7 protein-coding genes are annotated in these 5,376 nt (G+C 22.2%); 1 reads left to right on the plus strand and 6 read right to left on the minus strand.

The features are described from left to right. Nucleotides 1-238: 238 nt before the first annotated feature. The 6 genes from GBZ86_RS12155 to GBZ86_RS17255 form a co-directional block, all read right to left on the minus strand. On the minus strand, nucleotides 239-535 hold the full coding sequence (locus GBZ86_RS12155; RefSeq protein WP_152891027.1) for an HNH endonuclease: 297 nt from the start codon (nucleotides 533-535) through the stop codon (nucleotides 239-241). A gap of 12 nt (nucleotides 536-547) precedes the next feature. Next, entirely contained in the window at nucleotides 548-760 is a 213-nt protein-coding gene (locus GBZ86_RS12160; protein WP_234885165.1) for a hypothetical protein, read from the minus strand. A 41-nt stretch (nucleotides 761-801) separates the two neighbouring features. Continuing rightward, complete coding sequence (locus tag GBZ86_RS12165; protein ID WP_152891029.1) at nucleotides 802-1,914, minus strand: hypothetical protein; 1,113 nt, start codon at nucleotides 1,912-1,914, stop codon at nucleotides 802-804. Between the two features lie 168 nt (nucleotides 1,915-2,082). Next, entirely contained in the window at nucleotides 2,083-2,922 is an 840-nt protein-coding gene (locus tag GBZ86_RS12170; protein ID WP_327445139.1) for a tyrosine-type recombinase/integrase, read from the minus strand. Between the two features lie 367 nt (nucleotides 2,923-3,289). Beyond that, nucleotides 3,290-3,826, minus strand: a complete 537-nt coding sequence (locus GBZ86_RS12175) for a hypothetical protein (RefSeq protein WP_152891033.1) — start codon at nucleotides 3,824-3,826, stop codon at nucleotides 3,290-3,292. Nucleotides 3,827-4,028: 202 nt separating this feature from the next. Continuing rightward, nucleotides 4,029-4,175, minus strand: a complete 147-nt coding sequence (locus tag GBZ86_RS17255; RefSeq protein ID WP_170272237.1) for a hypothetical protein — start codon at nucleotides 4,173-4,175, stop codon at nucleotides 4,029-4,031. A gap of 397 nt (nucleotides 4,176-4,572) precedes the next feature. Between GBZ86_RS17255 and GBZ86_RS12180 the strand changes: the two genes are divergently transcribed. After that, the gene (locus tag GBZ86_RS12180; RefSeq protein WP_152891035.1) at nucleotides 4,573-4,989 is read left to right on the plus strand and encodes a helix-turn-helix domain-containing protein; all 417 of its coding nucleotides are present in this window, start codon (nucleotides 4,573-4,575) and stop codon (nucleotides 4,987-4,989) included. Nucleotides 4,990-5,376: the final 387 nt, after the last annotated feature.

A 5,376-nucleotide genomic window follows, 5' to 3' on the forward strand; every position in this document is an offset into this window, starting at 1 on the left:
ACTTCATTCCGTTAATGTAGTCATTATGTGCCTTTTCGCTAATTGTTAATGTTTCTCTTTCATTCAAAATCACCACCTCTTTTCTATTTTTATAATTAAAAAAATCACTTTTTTGCACCCTTTTTTTTATAGGGTGCACCCCCCCTCATGTAAGAAATTAAAATCTTTCTCTTGCCACTAGGTAACCCCGACCGTTACAGCCCTTTAAACAAGCCACTTTTCAGACATGGGGGGCTACTTACCAACGCTCCTCAGTTAGACATTTTCTCTTATTTTTTGGTGCACCCTTTTCATGAACAATATTATGACATTTATTACATAAAACGGTTAAATTATTAATATCTAAAGCTAACTCTGGATGCTTCTTTAATTCTTTTTTATGATGAACACATTGACCAATGGAAAACATACCTTGCTCCTTGCATCTTTGACATTCATTATTATCTCTTAGCATAACTTTTTTTCTAACCTTAACCCAGGTATAAGATTTATAAAACTTATTAACTTCTTCATCACTTGGAATATCTTTAAACATAATAACCTCCAATCACTTCTGTCTTAATGATCCTTGAATTCTTTTATAAGCTCTTTGATTTTTTAAACATTCTTCTATATCTTCATAAGGATTAATAGTAACCTCTAACTCCTCACAATCCCTACATCTACTACATAATGGATTACTTAATAAACAACCACAAACCATATCATTCTTTTCATTCCATTTAGTAAGCATTACTAATTTTCTAACCTTAGCTTTCATTACTATCACCACCTTTCTAGGTAAAATAAAAAGAACTTTCTTTATGAAAGCTCTTTTATTATTTCTTTTTGTAAATTTTCTATTATAATATTTACTTTTTCCCAAAACTCTAAAACTTCCTGTCGTCTAACTGTAATTCCACTATCATGTGATAATTTATTAGCTGTATTTATTATTGATTGATTAATATCTAAATAATTTTCCTTTAAAACTTTTTTTAAGTCGCCTAATGTAACATGTCCATATTTTTCATATATTTTCAAATCAATTTCTTTATATACGCAAAAATGTTTTAAAGAATATTCAAAAATTCTTCTTATACTATTACCTTGAGCAATTATTGCATCATTATCACTTTCCTCCAAAGAAAGTAACAATTTCTTTACATTTTTCATTCTTTCATTTATATTATTAAAGGTTTCTTTTAATAATATAAATTTAGAATAAATTGCTTCGTTACAATTTTCCTTAGGTTGAATTAAACAAGTATAATAAGGTAAATTACTTACTACACATATGTGTTTTATAAAGTCTGATTTATTGCCTTCAAAAAACATATACTCACTATATAATTCTTCAATGTTATCTTCAACATTAATTTTTTCATTGTTTTTTAACAATTGTTTTTTAACTTCTTTTTCAGGAATTAAATTAGATAATATTAATATATATATATGATTTTTATATTGTATAAACTTAATTTTATCTATATGCATCATCATATAATTATGAGTAGAATATCCCCAAATTTTCCAATCTCTCATTTCTTCTTCAGTAATACTTTTATCCAAATATTTCTTTCTTAAATCATTAAAATCTTTCCAGTGAATAAATATATATGGTTCCTTAAACTCTATTCTAGTAATATGATCAAAATTTATACTTGAATAATGATCTATTAATATTTGTCCTTTGCTTAATTTTGCAATCTCCTGAAATATTTCATTTATTTTTTTTATATCTATTATTTCTTTAGGTTTACCATATTTCTCCCAAACATCAATAAATAATTGTTCACTCATATCATAAGAGTATACTTTAGGTTTAAGAATTGCATCTAATTTTTCTATAAAATTAGGAGAATTTAATTGTAATAAAAGCTTTAAACTTTCTTCTTCTGATAAATTTTCATTTTCTAAATATAATATATCCATTGTTCTCTCCTCACTTTAAATTTTCATAAATATATTATACAATTAATTTGACATATGTCATATTGTGTTAAACTCACTTAATCCCTTTCAAGCATTTATATAATGCACCTTAGAATAGATTTTAAAAATATCACTTTAACATACCCTCATTATGTAAAACTATAAATATTAAATTGTAAATGTACTATCTAAAACGCTTTGTAATTCATTTTTACTTCTTTGAGTATATATAGCAGTTGTTGCTACATTTGTATGTCCTGCTAAATCAGCTATAACATCAATTCCAATACCATTATCAGCTAAGTTTTTACAAAATAAATGTCTAAAACTATGAGGATGTACTTTTTGTTTTTTAACTTTTGCTTTCTTTGCATATTTATTTAATATCATATTTACTGTATTTCTTTTTATTGGTCCTCTTTTACCTATAAATAATTGATCCTCACTTATTTTAGGTCTTATTTTTATATATTCTGTTAAAGCTATTCTAACTTCTATTGGTATTAATACTTGTCTATATTTATCATGTTTTCCATGTATAATTATCTCTTCTTTATTAATGTCTTTTACTGTTAATTTCAATAGTTCTGATACTCTTAAACCACTTCCAAATAAGGTTATAATGATAGCTCTATCTCTTTTATTACTGCATACATTTAATAACTTTCTTACATCATTTTTAGTAACTACATTATTTAAAAATAGTTTTTTCTGTATCTTTACACTTTTAGCTCTACAATCTATATTTAAGTATTTTAAATATTTATTTATAGCTACACATCTTCTATTTATTGTTTTAGGTTTTAAAATTTGCTTTATTTTATTTATATATCTATTTATTAAGAGCTGCATTTCTTCATGAGGAATTTTTTCTATTTTTTCATAATCTGCTTTAAGATCTAAAAACCTTAAAAAATCTTTTAAATCATATTCATAACTTTTAATTGTTAATTCACTTTTATTTTGACTTAACTGACTTTTTTTAAATCCTTCTATATCATTTTTAATACTATCGCTCCCTTTTTATTGATAATAATTAATGTTTTCTTAACATAACTATATTATTATGTCTTTATATTTTTCTTTTAAATTATTATTATCTTTTTTCATATTTCTCTTATTTTCTTCCTTTTTCTAACTAAATAGTTTTTTCTCAATTAATAATTCATAAAAATAAGCCTATTTATAAATATTAATTATATTGCATATAAAAAAAGAGCTTGAATAAATTTCAAACTCTTTTTATGTAATCCCCAACCAAAGGGTTTATTTAATTTTCTCACTATAATAATTATAACACATTTTTTACTTGAAAATTCTCAAAAGTCTCTCAAGTTTCTCTCAAAAGTCTCCCAAAACTCTCTCACTATTTTTTCTAAAATATATTTAGTCCATTTAATCTTATTATAGATTCCACAGATTCTAATACTTTATCTCTATCTCTATATGCTGTTGCATTTGATCCACTATAAAATTTATTTATTATATACTTCATTGAATATTTTCTATTATATCTTAAATCTAATATTTCTTTTAATGTTGTATTTAATCCAATTTGTCCTTCTATACTTTCAGTTATACAATCAACTTTTGTTTTAATATCATATATTTGATTTTCAGTTTCTATTACTTGAATTTTTTTTCTTTCTAATAACTTTTCTAATCTAAAATATGCTCTCTCTATTTCTACCTCTATACCATGAGTTTCATTGCTACTATCTCCTGTAGAATCATAATTTTGAGCACTAATATCTGTATTAAATTCTATCTTACCTAATTCTAGCTTTTCCTTTAGATCTTTAATATCATTATTTAAATTTTTTAATTTTATTCTTAACAATTCTAATAATTTTTTATCTTCATAATATTTTCTCATAGCTTCTTCTATTTCATATATTCTTATTGCTTCCAAGCATTCCACTTCCTTTTCAAATAATGCTTTATGTATAATTTCCTTTAATAATCATACATAAAGCATTACATTTATTTCATTTCTATATAAACTATTTTATCTAATATAATTACTTTTGCTTTTTTTTCATAAGCTTGTACTATTCTTATTTTTTCTTTAAAAGATTTAAATGGTACTCCTAAAATATTCATATTAACACTTCCTATAAATTTATAATTTTCTTTTCATAATAACTTATTGCATTCTGAATTGCAGTATAATAAGAAATATTTGGATTTTCAAATATATTTTCAATTGTTTTATTTATTACTTTATTTATAAAGTTTTTTTCATATAAAACATTAATCATTAGATTTTTCTTCCTTTTCTTTTTTTATTAATTCTAATAAAGCTCTTGTAAAATCCAATTCTAATTCATCTATCATATTTTTCCTCCAATCATTTTTCCATATATAAAATTTAAGTTTACATTTATTTTCAAAACTTATTTCTTTTTCTTTCTTTAATTATATTACTTAGTTTTCATTGTTGTAAAATTATTATTATTATCAATTTTAATATTATATTTATTTTATACCCAAATGCTCCTAATATCTTATAATTTCTATTGTTTTCTAATTGGCAAACTAGTTTTCATTTAAAAATGAAATTTCCCTATAAGTAAACATTCTTTACAAAATGGTTAAATTTAAATATAATCTAGTTAAGATAATTAACAGTTACTAAATTAAGAAGGAGTTTAAAAAATGGATTTTTGTAATAGATTAAAGGAGTTTAGAGAATCTTTAGAACTAAATGCAGTGCAATTTAGTGAAAAATTAGAGTTGTCTAAAAGTTACTATAGTTTAATAGAAGCTGGAAAAAGAGAACCATCGAAAACAGTTTTATATAAATTAGTAGATTTAAGTGAAAAACCAGAAGAATGGTGGTTATACGGAATTGAAAAACCAATAGAAATAATGGAAATTAGAGAAGATTTTAAAGCATTAAAATCTGCATTAAACTGTTGGGAAAATTTAAGAGATAATAAACTAAAAGATGATGATTTTAAAAATTTATTTAATAAAATAGAGTTAGAACACTTAAATGAAATAGAAGTTATTTTATTAAAAGCACTTAAAACTGATTTAAAACATTTTTATACCAAAAATAGAATTATATAAATTAATATTTTATAAAATAGCAGTAATATTTTTTTTACTGCTATTTTATTTTATTCAAAATATTATTTTCTATTTTTCTTTTTTTTTATTAGTTTAACCATTTCTTTAAAAAACTCTAATTCTAATTGATCCATCTCCCAAAACACTCCTTTATTTATCCTAAGTAAATTTAACTTATAAAGTATATCATATATGTTATAAAAATTAATATATCACTTCCAAAGAACGTTTGTTCTATTAAATGATATATCATATTTTTTATAATGTAAATATAATTGTTTTAGGATTTTTAAGAATATATTATTTTTAAATAATTATAAATATAATTTTTTTTCATTTTTATAATAATTAATTATTTATTGTGATAATTCACAAAAAAATCTTAAA

This window comes from Clostridium tarantellae (assembly GCF_009295725.1).
GTDB classification, from domain to species: domain Bacteria; phylum Bacillota; class Clostridia; order Clostridiales; family Clostridiaceae; genus Sarcina; species Sarcina tarantellae.

What these genes read in the sequence shown, in the direction of transcription:
- GBZ86_RS12160 (WP_234885165.1), bottom strand. Translation starts at nt 760, where the DNA reads ATGAAAGCTAAGGTTAGAAAATTAGTAATGCTTACTAAATGGAATGAA.
- GBZ86_RS17255 (WP_170272237.1), bottom strand. Translation starts at nt 4,175, where the DNA reads ATGATTAATGTTTTATATGAAAAAAACTTTATAAATAAAGTAATAAAT.
- GBZ86_RS12165 (WP_152891029.1), bottom strand. Translation starts at nt 1,914, where the DNA reads ATGGATATATTATATTTAGAAAATGAAAATTTATCAGAAGAAGAAAGT.
- GBZ86_RS12155 (WP_152891027.1), bottom strand. Translation starts at nt 535, where the DNA reads ATGTTTAAAGATATTCCAAGTGATGAAGAAGTTAATAAGTTTTATAAA.
- GBZ86_RS12180 (WP_152891035.1), top strand. Translation starts at nt 4,573, where the DNA reads ATGGATTTTTGTAATAGATTAAAGGAGTTTAGAGAATCTTTAGAACTA.